Origin of the sequence: Leclercia sp. M-A074-M, assembly GCF_965195605.1 — a bacterium.
Classification (GTDB): domain Bacteria; phylum Pseudomonadota; class Gammaproteobacteria; order Enterobacterales; family Enterobacteriaceae; genus Enterobacter.
The window spans coordinates 196,276-213,061 of sequence record NZ_CBDAHM010000001.1; the positions used below are offsets into that span (position 1 = coordinate 196,276).

Annotated in this window: 17 protein-coding genes; 13 read left to right on the forward strand and 4 right to left on the reverse strand. The window is 55.3% G+C overall.

The features are described from left to right. Window positions 1–134: 134 nt before the first annotated feature. The 9 genes from mdtH (at window position 135) to ACOKCT_RS01095 (ending at window position 6,837) form a co-directional block, all read left to right on the forward strand. Window positions 135–1,343 carry a multidrug efflux MFS transporter MdtH gene (mdtH, locus tag ACOKCT_RS01055; RefSeq protein WP_103179067.1) on the forward strand — a complete coding sequence of 403 codons (1,209 nt, stop codon included), beginning with the start codon at window positions 135–137 and terminating at the stop codon, window positions 1,341–1,343. Window positions 1,344–1,462: 119 nt separating this feature from the next. Further along, window positions 1,463–2,023, forward strand: a complete 561-nt coding sequence (locus tag ACOKCT_RS01060) for a lipoprotein (protein ID WP_103179066.1) — start codon at window positions 1,463–1,465, stop codon at window positions 2,021–2,023. Between the two features lie 109 nt (window positions 2,024–2,132). Further along, a complete protein-coding gene (gene pyrC, locus ACOKCT_RS01065) occupies window positions 2,133–3,179 on the forward strand; it encodes a dihydroorotase (protein WP_180209142.1) in 1,047 nt (348 codons plus the stop codon). 74 nt (window positions 3,180–3,253) lie between these two features. Continuing rightward, a complete protein-coding gene (gene dinI, locus ACOKCT_RS01070; RefSeq protein WP_103823692.1) occupies window positions 3,254–3,499 on the forward strand; it encodes a DNA damage-inducible protein I in 246 nt (81 codons plus the stop codon). Between the two features lie 273 nt (window positions 3,500–3,772). After that, window positions 3,773–4,027 carry a biofilm formation regulator BssS gene (gene bssS / locus ACOKCT_RS01075; RefSeq protein WP_103179063.1) on the forward strand — a complete coding sequence of 85 codons (255 nt, stop codon included), beginning with the start codon at window positions 3,773–3,775 and terminating at the stop codon, window positions 4,025–4,027. A gap of 116 nt (window positions 4,028–4,143) precedes the next feature. Continuing rightward, window positions 4,144–5,262 (forward strand): N-methyl-L-tryptophan oxidase, encoded by a 1,119-nt coding sequence (gene solA / locus ACOKCT_RS01080; protein WP_159339151.1) that lies wholly within the window; start codon window positions 4,144–4,146, stop codon window positions 5,260–5,262. 56 nt (window positions 5,263–5,318) lie between these two features. Beyond that, window positions 5,319–5,432 (forward strand): YceO family protein, encoded by a 114-nt coding sequence (locus ACOKCT_RS01085; RefSeq protein ID WP_103181065.1) that lies wholly within the window; start codon window positions 5,319–5,321, stop codon window positions 5,430–5,432. Between the two features lie 261 nt (window positions 5,433–5,693). Then, complete coding sequence (locus ACOKCT_RS01090; protein WP_103179062.1) at window positions 5,694–6,260, forward strand: cytochrome b; 567 nt, start codon at window positions 5,694–5,696, stop codon at window positions 6,258–6,260. A 1-nt stretch (window position 6,261) separates the two neighbouring features. After that, window positions 6,262–6,837, forward strand: coding sequence for a YceI family protein (locus ACOKCT_RS01095; RefSeq protein WP_103179061.1), 576 nt, complete (start codon window positions 6,262–6,264; stop codon window positions 6,835–6,837). A 39-nt stretch (window positions 6,838–6,876) separates the two neighbouring features. Here the strand turns inward: ACOKCT_RS01095 and ACOKCT_RS01100 are convergent, their stop codons facing one another. Next, the gene (locus tag ACOKCT_RS01100) at window positions 6,877–7,926 is read right to left on the reverse strand and encodes a rhodanese-related sulfurtransferase (RefSeq protein ID WP_325940132.1); all 1,050 of its coding nucleotides are present in this window, start codon (window positions 7,924–7,926) and stop codon (window positions 6,877–6,879) included. A 220-nt stretch (window positions 7,927–8,146) separates the two neighbouring features. Between ACOKCT_RS01100 and ACOKCT_RS01105 the strand changes: the two genes are divergently transcribed. The 3 genes from ACOKCT_RS01105 to ACOKCT_RS01115 all read left to right on the forward strand — a co-directional run bounded on the left by ACOKCT_RS01105 (window position 8,147) and on the right by ACOKCT_RS01115 (window position 10,943). Next, entirely contained in the window at window positions 8,147–9,073 is a 927-nt protein-coding gene (locus ACOKCT_RS01105) for a Kdo(2)-lipid IV(A) acyltransferase (RefSeq protein ID WP_325940133.1), read from the forward strand. Between the two features lie 146 nt (window positions 9,074–9,219). Further along, the gene (gene mdtG / locus ACOKCT_RS01110; RefSeq protein WP_103179058.1) at window positions 9,220–10,470 is read left to right on the forward strand and encodes a multidrug efflux MFS transporter MdtG; all 1,251 of its coding nucleotides are present in this window, start codon (window positions 9,220–9,222) and stop codon (window positions 10,468–10,470) included. 98 nt (window positions 10,471–10,568) lie between these two features. Beyond that, a complete protein-coding gene (locus ACOKCT_RS01115; RefSeq protein ID WP_103179057.1) occupies window positions 10,569–10,943 on the forward strand; it encodes a MysB family protein in 375 nt (124 codons plus the stop codon). Here the strand turns inward: ACOKCT_RS01115 and ACOKCT_RS01120 are convergent, their stop codons facing one another. From ACOKCT_RS01120 to mdoG, 3 genes are all read right to left on the reverse strand, one after another. After that, window positions 10,944–11,171 (reverse strand): YceK/YidQ family lipoprotein, encoded by a 228-nt coding sequence (locus ACOKCT_RS01120; RefSeq protein ID WP_103179056.1) that lies wholly within the window; start codon window positions 11,169–11,171, stop codon window positions 10,944–10,946. Window positions 11,172–11,291: 120 nt separating this feature from the next. Further along, entirely contained in the window at window positions 11,292–13,820 is a 2,529-nt protein-coding gene (gene mdoH / locus ACOKCT_RS01125; RefSeq protein ID WP_103179055.1) for a glucans biosynthesis glucosyltransferase MdoH, read from the reverse strand. After that, window positions 13,813–15,348, reverse strand: a complete 1,536-nt coding sequence (mdoG, locus tag ACOKCT_RS01130; RefSeq protein WP_139156330.1) for a glucans biosynthesis protein MdoG — start codon at window positions 15,346–15,348, stop codon at window positions 13,813–13,815. Before mdoG ends, mdoH begins: the two co-directional genes overlap by 8 nt. A gap of 273 nt (window positions 15,349–15,621) precedes the next feature. Between mdoG and mdoC the strand changes: the two genes are divergently transcribed. Beyond that, window positions 15,622–16,782 (forward strand): glucans biosynthesis protein MdoC, encoded by a 1,161-nt coding sequence (mdoC, locus tag ACOKCT_RS01135; RefSeq protein WP_159339152.1) that lies wholly within the window; start codon window positions 15,622–15,624, stop codon window positions 16,780–16,782. Window positions 16,783–16,786: the final 4 nt, after the last annotated feature.

Consider the following 16,786-nt stretch of genomic DNA (forward strand, 5'->3'; position numbering starts at 1 on the left):
AAATAATTCGAGTTGCAGGAAGGCGGCGACGCAGCGAATCCCCTGGAGCTTACTCCGGTAAGTGACAGGGGTGAGCGAGGAGGCCAACGCACCGGCAACCTGAAGTATGACGGGTATATTTCCCTGGAGGGGAAATGTCCCATATCTCACAGGCCCGGAGCTTGGGTAAATATTTCCTGCTTGTTGATAACATGCTGGTTGTACTCGGCTTTTTTGTCGTTTTTCCCCTCATCTCTATTCGCTTTGTCGATCAGATGGGCTGGGCAGCGTTGATGGTCGGCATTGCGCTGGGGCTGCGCCAGTTTGTCCAGCAGGGGCTGGGGGTGTTTGGCGGCGCGATTGCCGACCGCTTTGGCGCGAAACCGATGATTGTCACCGGCATGCTGCTGCGGGCGGCGGGTTTTGCCACGATGGCGATTGCCCATGAACCCTGGCTGCTATGGGTCTCCTGTATTGTTTCCGGGCTTGGCGGCACGCTGTTCGATCCGCCGCGCACGGCGCTCGTCGTGAAGCTGATCCGTCCCCGGCATCGCGGGCGTTTTTTCTCGCTGCTGATGATGCAGGACAGCGCGGGCGCGGTGGTGGGTGCGCTGCTGGGAAGCTGGCTGTTGCAGTACGATTTTCGGCTGGTCTGCGCCACTGGGGCGGTGCTGTTTATTCTGTGTGCGGCCTTTAACGCCTGGCTGCTGCCCGCCTGGAAGCTCTCCACCGTCAAAGCGCCGGTACGGGAGGGGCTCGACCGCGTCTGGCGCGATAAACGTTTCATTACCTACGTGCTGACGCTGGCGGGCTATTACATGTTGGGCGTACAGGTGATGCTGATGCTGCCGATCATGGTTAACGATATCGCCGGATCGCCGGCGGCGGTGAAGTGGATGTACGCCATTGAGGCCTGCCTCTCCCTCACCCTCCTCTACCCTATTGCTCGCTGGAGCGAAAAACGCTTCCGCCTCGAGCATCGCTTGATGGCGGGCCTGCTGCTGATGTCCCTGAGCATGCTGCCCATTGGGATGGTGAGCTCCCTGCAACAGCTGTTTATGCTGATTTGCACCTTCTATATCGGCTCCATCATCGCCGAACCCGCCCGTGAAACGCTGAGCGCCGAGCTGGCCGATCCGCGCGCGCGGGGCAGCTATATGGGCTTCAGCCGTCTCGGTCTGGCGATTGGTGGCGCGCTGGGCTATGCCGGGGGCGGCTGGCTGTTCGATGCCGGGAAAGCCTTTAACCAGCCTGAACTGCCGTGGGTGATGCTGACTTTGATTGGGGTAACCACCTTCTTCGCGCTGGGCTGGCAGTTCAGCCACAAGCGCGCTGCACCCGGCGTGCTGGAGCCCGGAGCCTGACCGGGACTCAGGCACTTTTCCTGTTCTTCGCCGTTATCAGTTTATTCTGCTGGTCTGAGGGACACTCCCCTGACATACTGGCGCGTCAGGATTGAAGCGCCAGTATGTCGAGGAAAACCATGAAAAAGATTGTTATTGCTACTGCGTTGATCATCAGCGGTCTGCTGGTTGGTTGTAATCAGCTCACCCAGTACACGGTCAGTGAACAGGAGATTAACCAGGCCCTGCAGAAGCGCAATAACTTTGCGAAAGATATCGGTGTGCCCGGCGTCGCCGATGCGCATATCGTCCTGAGCAATCTTGCCAGCCAGATTGGCCGCGAAGAGCCGAACAAAGTGATGCTCTCCGGCGACGCCAGTCTGGACATGAATTCGCTGTTCGGCAGCCAGAAAGCCAATATTAAGCTGAAGTTAAAAGCGTTGCCGGTCTTCAATAAGGATCAGGGCGCCATCTACCTGCAACAGATGGAGATCACCGACGCCGTGGTCTCGCCGGAGAAGATGAAACCGGTTCTGCAGACGCTGATGCCATACCTGAATCAGTCCCTGCAAAACTACTTTAATCACCAGCCGGCTTATATCCTGAGCGAAGACAACAGCAAGGGCGAAGCACTGGCGAAAAAATATGCAAAAGGTATCGAAGTGAAGCCGGGTGAGATTGTCATCCCCTTCGTCGATTAACCCGTGAGGCGCTTCGGCGCCTTTTTTTACAGAAAAGAGTGCAAACGAAAACGTTTCCCCCTATTCTTTGTGTCCGGCAAAAATCATCTCACTCAGCCGGAGCCTATCCATGACTGCACAATCCCAGGTTTTGAAAATCCGCCGCCCAGACGACTGGCATATCCATCTTCGCGATGGCGATATGCTGAAAACCGTCGTGCCGTATACCAGTGAAATTTATGGCCGCGCGATTGTCATGCCAAACCTGGTGCCGCCGGTCACCACGGTCGATGCGGCGATCGCCTATCGCCAGCGCATTCTTGATGCCGTGCCTGCCGGTCACGATTTTACCCCGCTGATGACCTGTTATCTGACCGACACGCTCGATGCGAATGAGATTGAGCGCGGCTTTAGCGAAGGGGTCTTTACCGCCGCCAAACTCTATCCGGCCAACGCCACCACCAACTCCAGCCACGGTGTCACCAGCATTGACGCGATTATGCCGGTGCTCGAGCGCATGGAAAAACTGGGGATGCCCCTGCTGGTCCACGGCGAAGTGACTCATGCCGACATCGACATTTTCGACCGTGAAGCGCGTTTCATCGAAACCGTGATGGAGCCGCTGCGCCAGCGCCTGCCGGGTCTGAAAGTGGTGTTTGAACACATCACCACCAAAGATGCCGCGGAGTACGTGCGCGATGGCAACGAGCTCCTGGCGGCCACCATCACCCCGCAGCACCTGATGTTCAACCGCAACCATATGCTGGTAGGTGGCGTGCGTCCGCACCTCTACTGCCTGCCGATCCTCAAACGCAATGTCCACCAGCAGGCGCTGCGCGAGCTGGTTGCCAGCGGCTTTGCGCGCGCCTTCCTCGGCACCGACTCCGCGCCCCATGCCCGTCATCGTAAAGAGGCCAGCTGTGGCTGTGCAGGCTGCTTTAATGCCCCGACCGCCCTTGCCAGCTACGCGCAGGTTTTTGACGAGATGAATGCCCTGCAACATTTCGAGGCGTTCTGCTCCCTGAACGGGCCGCGTTTCTACGGTCTGCCGGTGAATGAGGGCGTTGTTGAGCTGGTGCGCGAAGAGAGCAGCGTCGTGGAATCCATCCCCCTGACTGACGACACCCTGATCCCCTTCCTCGCGGGTGAAACCGTTCAGTGGACAGTGAAGCGTTAAAAATTGTTTGCCCCCTGTTGTAAATTCAACAATATGACTGTATAAATACACAGTATATAACACAGGGGGCAATTATGCGTATTGAAGTGACCATTGCCAGAACAACGCCTTTGCCTGCTGGTGCGCTGGACGCACTGGCGGGTGAATTATCCCGCCGTATAAACAACTCCTTTCCCGAACGCGAAGGTGCCGTCACCGTGCGTTATGCGGGGTCAAACAATCTCTCGGTCATCGGTGGCGCAAAAGATGATAAAGAGCGTATCAGCGAAATTTTACAGGAAACCTGGGAGAGCGCTGACGACTGGTTTATTACCGATTAAATTTTCTCCTTCATTGTGTTTTTTTGCCGGGTCGCCCCGGCTTTTTTTCCTCTTTTTATGTGAAAGCACGAATAATCTGACTGACTTCGTCAAAAATCATCAGCAAGATGACGTTTTAATGTTCAAACAATCCTAAAACGCATAAATATTTGGGACTGCCTGTTTCTTTTTCCCTTCAGAAGCCTTATTTATTGATATACTGAAATTGCTTCAGAAAAACACGCATTGAACCTCACAGTCGTTGTCTTTTTAACACGTATTCAGGGGGTTATGATGGAAAAGAATAATGAAGTCATCCAGACCCATCCGCTTGTAGGCTGGGATATCAGCACTGTAGATAGCTACGACGCACTGATGCTGCGTTTGCACTACCAGACTCCAAATCATCCTGACACTGAAGAAGCGGAAGTTGGGCAGACGTTGTGGTTAACCACAGATGTCGCACGCCAGTTTATTTCTATTTTAGAAGCCGGTATTGCAAAAATAGAATCCAGTGACTACCAGGAAAATGAGTACCGGCGACACTAGCGTCACGACACTTTTTCACCCAACAGGCACCTCACGGTGCCTCGTTTATTTCTCCCTTGTATAACCCTGCCTTCTTAATTACCCTGCTAACCAACGAAACGCGTAAAGAGAGCCTCATGAAATACGATCTTATTATTATTGGCAGCGGATCTGTCGGCGCGGCGGCAGGCTATTACGCAACGCGAGCCGGTCAGAACGTACTGATGATCGATGCCCATATGCCGCCCCACACCGAAGGGAGCCACCACGGTGATACCCGTCTGATGCGCCACGCTTACGGCGAAGGTGAACGCTATGTGCCGCTGGTGTTACGGGCGCAGGCGCTGTGGGATGAACTGGTGCAAATCAGCGGTGAGCCGGTCTTTGAACGCACGGGGGTAGTCAATCTTGGGCCCTCCGACTCGCCATTTCTGGCGACCGTTGAACAGAGCGCCCGCCAGTTCAGCCTCAATCTTGAACGACTGGACGCGGCAGCGATCATGAAGCGCTGGCCTGAGATCAACGTCCCGGCGGACTATATCGGCCTGTATGAATCCGGGTCGGGCGTACTGCGCAGCGAACTGGCGATTAAAACCTGGATTGCGCTGGCCAAAGAGGCCGGTTGCGCCCAATTGTTTAACTGCCCGGTGAGCGCCATTACCCATCATGAGGACGGTGTCACCGTTGATACCCCGGAAGGCCCCTACAGCGCAAGCCGCCTGCTGGTAAGCGCCGGCACCTGGGTTTCACGTCTGGTTCCCGGCCTGCCGGTGCAGCCGGTACGCAAAGTTTTCTCCTGGTTCCAGGCCGACGGGCGCTACAGCCATCAGAATCACTTCCCAGCCTTTACCGGCGAGCTGCCTGACGGCGACCAGTTTTACGGCTTCCCGTCCGAAAAAGATGCCCTTAAGATCGGCAAACATAACGGCGGGCAGGTGATTAACTCGCCGGAAGAGCGTAAGCCGTTTGGCGCCTACCCCGGGGATGGCTCTGAAGCATTCAAATTCCTGCGCAATGTGCTGCCGGGTATCGGCGGCCTGTTACACGGTGCAACCTGTACCTATGACAACACGCCGGACGAAGATTTCATCATCGATACCCTGCCGGGTCATGATAATACGCTGCTGATCACCGGCCTGAGCGGGCACGGGTTCAAGTTTGCCAGCGTGCTGGGTGAAATTGCCGCGCAATTCTCTCAGAATATCGCGCCGCCGTTTGATCTCACGCCTTTCTCCCTGTCTCGCTTTAGCCGATAATGGTGTCAGGCTTCGGGTTTCCGAAGCCTTTCATGCATCTTTTTACCGGTTTTCTCATGCGTCGTATCGTTAACTATCTGGTCAATAATATTCGCGAGCACCTGATGCTCTATATTTTGCTGTGGTCGCTGTTAGCAGTCCTCGATATTCTTTACATTGTATTTTTCTGATGAGATTCATTGACAAAAACTGACATTTCTTAAAATAACTATAATTTCCCCATAAATTATTTGAACATCATAAAAATGTCACAACCCGCCAAAAATCAGCCGCTCCAGCAAATCATTAACAGCGCCATTGACTATCATTTCTAATATTCATTCAAAATAATCGAACAAATAAAATTAATATTGAATATGTGTAAATATCATTTGCATTAATGTTTTGCTCACGCCATTTTTAGCGCTTGCGAATTAATAATGGTGCTCAAAATGCAGGTGCGAAATTCCCCCACACGCTATGGCGTTATTTCCATGAGTCTGCACTGGCTGATGGCGATTGCGGTTTACGGCATGTTTGGTCTTGGCCTCTGGATGGTGACCCTGAGCTATTACGATGGCTGGTATCACCAGGCACCGGAGCTGCACAAAAGCATCGGCTTTATGTTGATGCTGGCGCTGGTGGTGCGGCTGCTGTGGCGCCATATCTCCCCTGTTCCGCCGGCGTTGAAAAGCCAGACTCGCTTTACGCGCATTAGCGCTGCCGCCGCCCATATCGCCCTGTATGCCTTGCTTTTCGCCATCCTGATCAGCGGCTATTTGATCTCCACCGCTGACGGAAAACCTATCAGTGTCTTCGGCCTGTTTGACGTCCCCGCCCTGCTGGCCGATGCCGGCCCCCAGGCCGATCTGGCTGGATCCGTGCATTTATGGCTGGCCTGGGGCGTAGTTATTCTCTCCGTATTACATGGACTTGCCGCCATGAAACATCACTTTATCGACAAAGACGCCACCCTGACACGTATGTTGGGCAAAGCGTCCCCTGACTCTGGAGCATAAAATGAAGAAAAGCCTGCTGGGATTAACCTTAGCGTCTCTGCTGTTCACCACCGGCGCCGCCGTGGCAGCGGACTACAAAATTGATAAACAAGGCCAGCACGCCTTTGTGAACTTCCGTATTCAGCATCTGGGGTACAGCTGGCTGTACGGCACATTCAAGGATTTCGATGGCTCATTTACCTTTGATGAGAGCAATCCGGCGAATGATAAAGTCAATGTCACCCTGAACACCAACAGCCTCGATACTAACCACGCCGAGCGCGACAAGCATCTGCGCAGCGCAGACTTCCTCAACGTGGCGAAATACCCGCAGGCGACCTTTACCTCGACCGAGGTGAAAAAGGATGGTGACGGGCTGGATATTACCGGCAACCTGACGCTGAACGGCGTAACGAAACCGGTTAAGCTGGATGCAAAACTGATTGGTCAGGGTGACGATCCGTGGGGCGGGAAACGCGCCGGGTTTGAGGCATCAGGTAAAATTCACCTGAAAGACTTCAACATCACTACCGATCTGGGCCCGGCGTCGCAGGACGTAGAGCTGATCATTTCGGTAGAAGGGGTTCAGCAGAAATAATACCCTCGCCCGGTCACGCGACCGGGCAAGGTTTCAGGGTCACTCCGGGTCAGGAATGCCCAGGCGGGTATTCAGACGCCCCCGCGACTTATTAAAGATCTTATTGCCATTTTCGCGCCCGGCACGGCGGCGGCGCTGCTCCTCTTCAGGCAACATGCTCTCTTCGCTACACAGCTCGCTGCAGCAGCCGTTAAACTTCTCAGCGCAGGCCGGACACTGAATAAACAGCAGATGACAACCGTCATTTTTGCAGTTGGTATGGGTGTCGCAGGCGGTGCCGCACTGATGACAGTGGGCAATCACATCATCAGAGATGCGCTCACCCATGCGCTCGTCAAAGACGAAGTTCTTGCCGATAAAGCGCACTGGTAGCCCCTGCTCGCGGGCGCGACGGGCATACTCGATGATCCCGCCTTCGATATGCCACACCTTATTAAAGCCGTTGTGCTTCATCCAGGCGCTGGCTTTTTCGCAGCGGATCCCGCCGGTGCAGTACATGACAATTTTTTTGTCCTTATGCTCCTGCATCATCTCAACGGCTTTTGGCAGCTGCTCACGAAAAGTATCTGCCGGGATTTCAAGTGCGTTTTCGAAATGGCCCACTTCATATTCATAGTGGTTACGCATATCGATAAACACGGCGTCAGGATCGTCCAGCATGGCGTTCACTTCTGACGCTTTCAGGTAATCGCCCACGTCGCTGGCATCAAAGGTCGGGTCATCAATGCCGTCCGCCACAATGCGCTCCCGCACCTTCATGCGCAGCACCCAGAAGGATTTACCATCATCGTCCAGCGCAATATTCAGGCGCAGGCCGTCCAGAGCCGGATCGAAGCCATAGAGGAAGCTGCGCAGCTCATCGAGCTTGCTTTCAGGCACGCTGATCTGAGCATTGATGCCCTCATGGGCCAGATAGATACGGCCAAAGACGTTCAGCGCGGTTAACGCCTTGTACAGCGCGTCGCGGGTAGCCTGCGGGTTAACGATGGTGAAATATTTATAGAACGAGATCGTCGTGCGCGGCTCGGTTTCAGCCAACATGCGCGCTTTCAGCTCTTCGTTCGAAATGAGGTTGTGTAACACTGGCATGGTGTACGGTTCCTGCAATCGTATGAGAATGAAAATCGGTCGGCATCATATAGCAAACATTGGGAATTTACATCCCTTCATTTTGCGCTACATTTCTCACGTTAAAATGCCGAGGGTATAACATTTGCTCTATTCATGACCATTCCATAGCGATGCATTTTGGTTATCAATGGAAAAATGCGACACTACGCCAACAGGACGTATCACAAACAGGAACGACATGACTCAACTCCCTAAATTTTCCATTGCGCTTCTACATCCTCGTTACTGGCTGACCTGGACTGGCATCGGTTTATTATGGTTACTGGTGCAGCTGCCCTACCCGCTGATCTACCGTCTTGGCTGCGGTCTGGGTCGACTGGCGATGCGCTTTATGTCCCGCCGCGCCCGCATTGCCCGCCGTAATCTGGAACTCTGTTTCCCGGAGATGAGCGAGCACGAGCGCGACACCATGGTAGTGAAAAATTTTGAATCCGTTGGCATGGGGCTGATGGAGACCGGAATGGCCTGGTTCTGGTCCAATAAGCGTATGGCGCGCTGGACGGAAGTGACCGGCACCGGCATGGATCCGGTGCACAATCTGCAGGCCAATAAAACTGGCGTTCTGCTGATCGGCGTCCATTTTCTGACGCTGGAGATCGGCGCGCGGATGTTTGGCATGCAGGCGCCCGGTATTGGCGTCTATCGCCCGAACGACAACCCGGTGATCGACTGGCTGCAGACCTGGGGGCGGATGCGCTCCAACAAGAGCATGATCGACCGTAAAGATCTCAAGGGGATGATCCGCGCCCTGAAATCCGGGGAGGTGATCTGGTACGCGCCAGATCATGACTACGGCCCAACCGCCAGCGTCTTTGTGCCCTTCTTTGCGGTCGACGAGGCAGCTACCACCACCGGCACATGGACGCTGGCCCGTCTGTCGAACGCGGCGATTGTTCCTTTTGTGCCGCGTCGCAAACCTGACGGCAAGGGCTACGAGCTGATGATGCTGGAACCGGAGTGCTCCCCGCCGCTGGATGATGCCAGAACCACTGCCGCGTGGATGAATGAGGTGGTGGAAAAGTGCATTCTGCTGGCGCCCGAACAGTACATGTGGCTGCATCGCCGCTTTAAAACCCGTCCGGAAGGTGTCCCTTCCCGCTATTAATCCTCCCCTGCGGCCTCCGGGCCGCACTGCTCTTTAAGCTTATAATGCTCTCCGTCATTGCAGCAACCATCACCCAGGCGCATAATTAGCAGGCTTATTACCTTCTTTTATAAATGATGCCGTCGCGCATCATAACGCGGATAGCTATGTCTCCCTCAGAAACGCCAATAAACTGGAAGCGGAACCTTATGGTTGCCTGGCTGGGCTGCTTTCTCACGGGCGCCGCTTTTAGCCTGGTGATGCCTTTTCTGCCGCTCTACGTAGAACAACTCGGCGTCAGCGGCCACAGCGCGCTCAATATGTGGTCCGGGCTAGTATTCAGCATCACGTTTCTCTTCTCCGCTATCGCCTCCCCTTTCTGGGGCGGGCTGGCCGACCGCAAAGGGCGCAAGATTATGCTGCTGCGTTCGGCGTTGGGAATGGCCATCATCATGCTGCTGATGGGGCTGGCGCAAAACATCTGGCAGTTTCTGGTATTGCGCGCGCTACTGGGTCTGCTGGGCGGCTTTGTGCCTAATGCTAACGCGCTTATCGCCACGCAGATCCCCCGCCATAAAAGCGGCTGGGCGCTGGGAACACTCTCTACTGGTGCGGTAAGCGGCGCCCTGCTCGGCCCACTGGCCGGGGGTTTAATGGCGGACAGCTACGGTTTGCGGCCAGTATTTTTTATCACCGCGGGGGTACTGTTTGCCTGCTTCCTGGTGACCTTATTCTGCATCCGGGAAAATTTTACCCCGGTGCCGAAAAAAGAGATGTTGCATGCCCGCGAGGTCTTTGCCTCCCTTAAAAATCCTCGCCTGGTCATCAGCCTGTTTGTCACCACCATGATTATTCAGGTCGCTACCGGCTCCATTGCGCCGATCCTGACGCTCTACGTGCGCGACCTGGCCGGGCATGTGGGCAATATCGCCTTTATCAGCGGCATGATTGCCTCGGTGCCCGGCGTGGCCGCCCTGATCAGCGCCCCGCGACTAGGGAAACTGGGCGATCGGATTGGTCCGGAAAGGATCCTGATCGTCGCGCTGGTGATCTCCGTGCTGCTCCTCATCCCGATGTCATTTGTGCAATCCCCGTGGCAGCTGGGTGTTCTGCGCTTTTTACTCGGGGCGGCCGATGGTGCCCTGCTGCCTGCGGTGCAGACCCTGCTGGTCTATAACTCTACCAATCAGATTGCCGGACGAATCTTCAGCTACAACCAGTCGTTCCGCGATATCGGCAACGTCACCGGCCCTCTTCTGGGGGCCGGTATTGCCGCCAGCTACGGTTTTCGCGCGGTATTTATCGTCACCGCCTGCGTGGTGCTATTCAACGCGATCTATTCGTGGTTCAGTCTGTCCCGTGCCGTGCGCCGACCCAGGGCTATTCCGGAATCAGATAAGGTCTCTGCCGCCGATTAAGACCGCTGCGTGAAGGCTTTTGCCGCTTTCATACTTGCAATTATGGAGAATCAGCTATTCTTTCCCTGAACACCACGTCAATTCACAGGGAGACGCCGATGACTATGTTTGCCACTTTAGAGGAAGCGATTGATGCCGCGCGCGAAGAGTTTCTCGCCGATAATCCCGGCATTGAGGAAGAAGACGCGAATATTGAGCAACTCAATATCCAGAAATATGTCATGCAGGATGGGGACATTATGTGGCAGGCCGAATTTTTTGCCGATGACGGCGAAGACGGCGAGTGCCTGCCCGTACTGAGCGGCGAAGCGGCTCAGGCGGTGTTTGATGGCGATTATGACGAGATTGAGCTGCGTCAGGAGTGGCTGGAAGAGAACACCCTGCATGAATGGGATGAGGGTGAATTCCAGCTTGAGCCGCCGCTGGATACCGAAGAGGGACAAACCGCAGCGGATGAGTGGGACGAACGTTAATTATTCATAGGGCCCGTGCTGAGCGTCGATGGGCAGCAGTAGCGTATCGAAGACCAGGGAGAACGGCAGATCGAGTATCGTCAGGTAGCGCCATGCGGAGTCACGGACATCCCATTGCACGCCCGGGTAATATTGATTGCCGTGTCCTTGACCTGGGATCGTCCGGCTAATGATACTGCCGCAGCCGCTCAGTAATAGCGCCATTGTGATGACGATGAAAAATCTCATCCAGTACCTCAAAAGATAAAAATACCGGCTCCAGGGCCGGTATTTATTTGCCTGGCGGCGCTGCGCTTGCACGGGCCTACAGATTTTGTAGGCCGGGTAAGCGTAGCGCCTTCCGACACATCACTTCGCTTTCAATGCCTGCGGATTCAGCTTCAGCGTCTGGTAATAGTTCACCCACGAAGAGTATTTCTCCGGGGCGGCCCAGACACGATGATGCATCCGCGCCATGGTGACAGGATCGCTTAGCAGCACCAGACGACGGTCGCGGTTCAGCTTCTCTGGCGTCTCGTTCAGCGCCTGCTCAACGTGACGATCGCGGGCGATCTCCAGCACACGGCTGGCACGGTGACGGGCAGTCGCCATAGCGATGGCCAGGGCGTTGAATGACGGGTTAAACACCGCATGCATAAACCCATCTTCCAGCGAACGACTGCGGTTGAGCTCCAGATACTTGTCTGTATCAACCAGCACCTGCGGCGGTGAATACTCTTCCGGGATCAGGAACAGCTTCCAGCGTTTGGTGCGCAGACCCACCGTCGAACGGCTTGAAATCACCGACACAAACGGGGAGAGGATCAGCGAGAAGACAATCGGCGCCAGCCAGAACAGGAAGCGCAAGTCCAGCCACGCCATGCCCACCGCCCAGACCAGACCGAGCAGCATCTGCGAACCGTGACGCATAAACGCTTCGCTCCACGGCGTAGAGTCATCGTCACGCTGCGGCGAGTTCCAGACCACTTCCCAGCCGAGGAAGGCGCTGACCACGAAGACGGTGTGGAACAACATACGCACCGGCGCCAGCAGCACGGAGAATAAGACCTCCAGCAGCAGGGAGAGCGTCACGCGGAAGAAACCACCGTACTCCTTCGAGCCCTTGCACCAGATGAGCACAATACTCAGCAGCTTCGGCAGGAAGAGCAGCACCATCGTCGAGGCAAAGAGCGCTATCGCCAGCTCAGGGCGCCACTGCGGCCAGACCGGGAACAGCTGGCGCGGCTGCAGGAAGTACTGCGGCTCGGTCAGGGCATGTACCACCTGCAGGGCAGTCGACAGGGCCAGGAACATAAACCACAGCGGCGCGGAGAGGTAGGACATTACGCCGGTCAGGAAGACGGCGCGGTGTACCGGGTGCATCCCTTTCACGAGGAACAGACGGAAGTTCATCAGGTTCCCGTGACACCAGCGGCGGTCACGCTTCAGTTCATCCAGCAGGTTTGGCGGCAGCTCTTCATAGGAGCCAGGCAGGTCATAGGCGATCCACACCCCCCAACCGGCACGGCGCATCAGCGCAGCTTCCACGAAGTCGTGCGACAGGATCGAGCCCGCGAACGAGCCTTCACCCGGCAGCGGCGCCAGCGCACAGTGCTCAATGAACGGCTTCACGCGGATAATGGCGTTATGCCCCCAGTAGTGCGACTCACCCAACTGCCAGAAGTGCAGACCGGCAGTAAACAGCGGCCCGTAGACGCGGGTCGCAAACTGCTGGCAACGCGCGTACAGCGTATCCATGCCCGACGCTTTCGGCGAAGACTGAATGATCCCGGCATTCGGGTTCGCTTCCATCAGGCGCACAAGGCCCGTCAGACACTCACCGGTCATCACCGAGTCGGCATCCAGCACCACCATATAGCTGTACTGACTGCCCCATCGACGGCAGAAGTCATCGATATTACCGCTTTTACGCTTCACGCGACGACGACGACGGCGGTAGAAGATCTGCCCTTCGCCCTGCACTTCGGCAATAAGCTCCATCCACGCTTTCTGTTCTGCCACGCAGATGTCCGGGTTGTAGCTGTCACTCAGGATGTAAACGTCGAAGTGTTCGGCGTTACCGGTAGCTTTCACCGACTCCCAGGTGGCGCGCAGGCCGGCAAAAACGCGATCTACATCTTCGTTACAGATAGGCATGATAAGCGCGGTACGGTGTTCAGGATTGAGGGGTTCATCCCCCACCGTAGAGTGCGAAATGCTGTACTTATCCCGGCCTATCAGCAGCTGCAGGAAGCCCATCAGCGCGGTCCAGAAACCGGCCGATACCCAGCAGAAGAGGATGGCGAACAGCAGCAGGATGCCGCTTTGCAGAATATAAGGCAGCAGCTGCATAAACGAGACCAGCAGATCCTGGTCGAACATATCGGCCGGATTGATCAGCGCCCAGCCCTGGTAGGGAAGAATCGTCTTCATGTACCAGGTGGCGACGACGGTCTGCGCGATGGTCAACAGCAGCAGGATGTAGCGGCGAATACTGCCAACGGTACGCCATTTTTCCTCGCTGGCCTGCTGCTCTTTAGAGAGGCGAGAGAGATAGCGCGGATTGGTGTCGCGGCCGCGCAGGCGATCCCAGAAACGGCCCACCGGGTTGGTGCGCCAGGGATCCGGGAACATGGAGGAGCGCGTCGCTTTCGGCATCGCCTCAAGCTGGGTGCGCCCTTCGTCATCGCGGATCAGCTGGCCTTCAGCCAGTGAATCGGGCCAGGCCTGTTCGAGACGGCTTTTAACCGAGCCCAGCGGGGTATCATCTTCACGCGTGAACGGATGATGATCGGCATCCAGCGCGGTGTGAACCGCGCTGATGTCACCCTTCGGCAGTGCCGCCTTCTCGATATCGGTCAGCGGCATGGCATCGATATACTCAGTTATCTTATTCATTGGCAGGTAGCTGATAGCTCCAGGTTTCACTCAACGGCTGATCGGCGTTGACCAGGGCGGCACGCATCTCAGTCGGCTGTTTCGCGTCTTTCACTTTAATGCGCAGGGTTAAACGCCAGCCTTTGGTGACCGGGTTATACCGCACGCTATTCTCAACGATCTCACCATTGTCACCAATGCTCGCCTGAGCGGTGACCGGGGTTTCCGGTGCCAGGCTCTTCATATCCTGGCCGGTGAAATCAACGACAAACGCGATGGTGCCATCAGGCTGGCGAATCAGATTGGACTGTTTCACATCCCCTGTTGAGCGGCGGGTTTGCAGAACATACGCGTTGTCCGGCGCATGCAGCTTGTCTTCATCGCGGCTCATGGTGATGCTGTAGTTGAAGTTCATCTCTTTACCGGCTTCCGGCAGCTGGTCCGGCGTCCAGTACGCGACGATGTTGTCGTTGGTTTCGTCGTTGGTTGGGATCTCTACCAGCTCCACTTTGCCTTTGCCCCACTCGCCTTTCGGAGTGATCCAGGCGCTTGGGCGCAGATCGTAACGATCGTCCAGATCTTCAAAGCGGGAGAACTGACGGCCACGCTGGAGCAAGCCAAACCCCTGCGGGTTCTCCATGCTGAAGCTGCTTACCGCCAGGTGTTTCGGGTTGTTCAGCGGACGCCAGATCCACTCACCGTTGCCAGCAAGAATCGACAGACCGTTAGAGTCGTGCAGTTCCGGGCGGAAGTTGGTGGCAGGAGAAGGCTGGTTTGGCCCGAACAGGAACATACTGGTCAGCGGAGCAACGCCCAGTTTGCCGACTTTATCGCGCAGATAGACTTTAGACTGCACGTCGACCACCGTATCGCGGCCAGGAATAATGACAAAGCGATAGGCGCCCGTTGCGCGCGGGGAATCCAGCAGCGCATAGATGGTCAGGCGTTTGTCGGTTGGTTTTGGACGTTCGATCCAGAACTCGCGAAAGCGTGGGAACTCTTCCCCGGAAGGCAGCGCGGTATCAATCGCCAGACCGCGTGCAGAGAGGCCATAAACCTGGCCGCCGCCAATCACACGGAAATAGCTTGCCCCCAACATGCTGACAATTTCGTCGTTTTTATCTTTACTGTTGATGGGATAAAGCACTTTGAAGCCCGCGAAGCCTAAATCTTTCACGGTGTCTTTATCGTGTTGCACATTGCCGAAATTAAAGTAGTCCGGGCTGTACTTGATTTTGCGTACCGCGTTAGCGGTCACTTCATTAATGGTGACAGGCGTGTCGAAGTACATCCCCTGATGATAAAACTCGAGCTTGAACGGGGTTTTAATTTTATTCCAGTAAGCTTTATCGTGATTAAACTGGATCTGCTGATAGTCCGCATATTTCATGTCGCGGAAAACGGAGGGTAAGTTACTTTTTGGCGCTTCGTACCCTTTACTGGCCATCGATTTTGCCTGTTTTGCGACATCGTCGATGGTAAAGGCCAGGGCCGATGAGGTATACAGAGACAACAGGACTGCCGCTCCTAACCAACGCATTTTCATCATTTGTGGTTTATGTTTCATAATAAGTAAGCACTTCCCCCTTTGTGTGCTTATATCGATCCGATCCATTTTAATGGAAAATCAGGCATTCCGACAACATAATCACCGCTTTGTTCAGCGTGCTGGCTCATGGTTTAAGCAAGTGAAAGTAACCCGTTTTCACTTTGCGTGCTTATCCTGGAGACAGTGTGTCAGACTTCGTGTAGGGTTGGCACCGAATGTAAACACTATTGGTCTTAGGGATAAGACGAAAAGTCTGAGAATGCGCAACGTTATATGAGTACCGTACCCGCACAACGCGAATATTTCCTTGATTCCATCCGGGCATGGCTCATGCTGCTGGGGATCCCTTTTCACATTTCCTTGATTTATTCGAGCCACGTCTGGCACGTCAATAGTGCGGAGTCGTCGTGGTGGCTGACGCTGTTTAACGATTTTATCCACTCCTTCCGGATGCAGGTCTTTTTCGTTATTTCGGGCTACTTCTCTTACATGCTTTTTTTGCGCTACCCGCTTAAACGCTGGTGGAAAGTGCGCGTGGAGCGCGTCGGTATTCCGATGCTTACCGCCATCCCCCTGCTGACGCTGCCGCAATTCATCATGCTGCAACATGTCAAAGGCAAAGCGGATAGCTGGCACACCCTGTCGCTGTACGATAAATACAACACCCTCGCCTGGGAACTGGTCTCTCATCTGTGGTTCCTGCTGGTGCTGGTGGTGATGACCACGGTCAGCCTGTGGCTCTTCAGCCGCATGCGCCAGCATCTCAGCGCCCGGTCGGACGCCTTTTTTGGCGATATCACCTGGGGCAAGCTGTCGGTGCTGTTTTTAATCCTGGGTATCATCTATGCCGCGCTGCGCCGCACGCTTTTACTCGTCTGGTCACCGATCCTCAGCGACGGCCTGTTTAATTTTGTGGTAATGCAGACGCTCTTCTACCTGCCCTTCTTCCTGATTGGCGCCCTGGCGTTTGTGCATCCGAAGCTGAAAGCGCTGTTTACCACGCCGTCACGCGGCTGCGCCCTCGGGGCGTTGTTGGCATTTATCGCGTATCTGCTCAACCAGCGTTATGGCAGCGGCGATGCCTGGATGTATGAAACCGAAAGCGTGATCACCATGCTGCTGGGGCTGTGGATGGTGAATGTGGTCTTTGCGCTGGGACACCGCCTGCTGAACTTTAAATCGGCGCGCGTCACCTATTTCGTCAACGCCTCGCTGTTCATTTATCTGGTGCACCATCCGTTAACGCTCTTCTTTGGCGCCTACATTACGCCGCATATCAGCTCAAATCTGCTTGGCTTTATCTGTGGGCTGGTGTTTGTGGTAGGCATTGCCATTGCGCTATACGAAATTCATCTGCGTATTCCGCTGCTGCGCTTTCTCTTTTCCGGCAAACCGGCCGCCAAAGCGGAAAAATCACCGCAGGTCACCAGCTAAGCCG